This is a genomic window from Brucella sp. RRSP16, assembly GCF_052246815.1.
Lineage (GTDB): Bacteria > Pseudomonadota > Alphaproteobacteria > Rhizobiales > Rhizobiaceae > Brucella > Brucella intermedia.
Window position 1 is genome coordinate 1 of sequence record NZ_JBQQAM010000044.1, and the last position, 1,514, is coordinate 1,514.

Sequence of the window (1,514 nt, forward strand, 5' to 3'; positions counted from 1 at the left end):
TTGTCGCAGTGAAACGGGTTGTCGATTACAACGTGAAGATCCGTGTAAAGGGAGACGGTTCGGGGGTTGAGCTTTCGAACGTGAAGATGTCGATGAACCCTTTTGACGAGATCGCGGTTGAAGAGGCGATCCGTCTGAAGGAAGCGGGCAAGGTGACGGAGATCGTCGCGGTTTCGGTTGGCCCGGCACAGGCGCAGGAAACGCTGCGCACGGCACTTGCCATGGGTGCGGATCGCGCGATCCTGGTCAAGACCGACGAGACGGTCGAGCCGCTTGGCGTTGCCAAGGTCTTGAAGGGCGTGGTCGAAGCGGAAAAGCCGGACCTCGTCTTCCTGGGCAAACAGGCAATCGACGATGATTCCAACCAGACCGGCCAGATGCTGTCGGCGCTCCTCAACTGGAGCCAGGCAACCTTTGCCTCGAAGGTGGAGCTGAGCGATGGTTCGGCCAAGGTAACGCGCGAAGTGGACGGCGGTCTCCAGACCATCGATGTGAAGCTTCCGGCGATCGTCACGGTCGATCTTCGCTTGAACCAGCCGCGCTATGCATCGCTGCCCAACATCATGAAGGCCAAGAAGAAGCCGCTCGACGAAAAGTCGCCTGCCGATTTCGGCGCCGACATTGCGCCGCGTCTCAAGGTTCTGAAGACGGAAGAGCCGGGCGGCCGCAAGGCTGGCGTCAAGGTCGGCTCTGTTGCAGAGCTGGTTGAGAAGCTGAAAGCCGACGGCATCATCTAAGAAATCGGAAGGGACGAGACAAATGGCTATTCTTCTTATTGCCGAACACGACAATGCAACCCTTTCCGACCAGACGGCCAAGGCGCTGACGGCTGCCGCCCAGATCGGCGGCGATGTCGATATTCTGGTTGCAGGCAAAGGTGCAAAACCTGCAGCCGATGCGGCAGCCAAGCTCAATGGCGTGCGCAAGGTTCTGCTTGCTGAAAGCGATGCGCTGGAAAACCGTCTGGCCGAGCCGACGGCAGCGCTCATCGTGGAACTGGCTGCCAATTACGACACGATCATTGCGCCTGCGACGACTTCGGCCAAGAACATCCTGCCGCGCGTGGCAGCCCTTCTCGATGTGATGCAGCTTTCCGAAATCATGGAAGTCGTATCGGCTGATACGTTCAAGCGTCCGATCTATGCGGGCAATGCGATCCAGACAGTGCAGTCGACCGACGCGAAGAAGGTCATCACGGTGCGCACGGCTTCCTTCTCGGCAACGGGTGAGGGCGGTTCGGCTGCGGTTGAAAGCGTCAATGCGGCTGCCGATCCGGCGCTGTCGAGCTTCGTCGGCAATGCGCTTTCGGAATCGGATCGTCCGGAACTGACCTCGGCGAAGATCATCATCTCCGGTGGTCGTGCGCTTGGTTCTGCTGAAAAGTTCCAGGAAGTGATCCTGCCGGTTGCCGACAAGCTGGGTGCCGCAGTCGGCGCCAGCCGCGCAGCCGTCGATGCCGGCTATGCGCCGAACGACTGGCAGGTTGGCCAGACGGGCAAGGTGGTTGCACCGGA

2 protein-coding genes are annotated in these 1,514 nt (G+C 60.0%); both read left to right on the plus strand.

Features of this window, described 5'->3' with window-relative positions:
- Positions 1 to 737, plus strand: a 737-nt coding sequence (locus tag ACS5UA_RS22800) for an electron transfer flavoprotein subunit beta/FixA family protein (RefSeq protein WP_253177573.1), incomplete at its 5' end; no start/stop codon positions are given.
- Positions 738 to 759: 22 nt separating this feature from the next.
- Positions 760 to 1,514 (plus strand): electron transfer flavoprotein subunit alpha/FixB family protein (locus ACS5UA_RS22805; protein ID WP_443101886.1); only part of this gene is annotated, 755 nt, incomplete at its 3' end.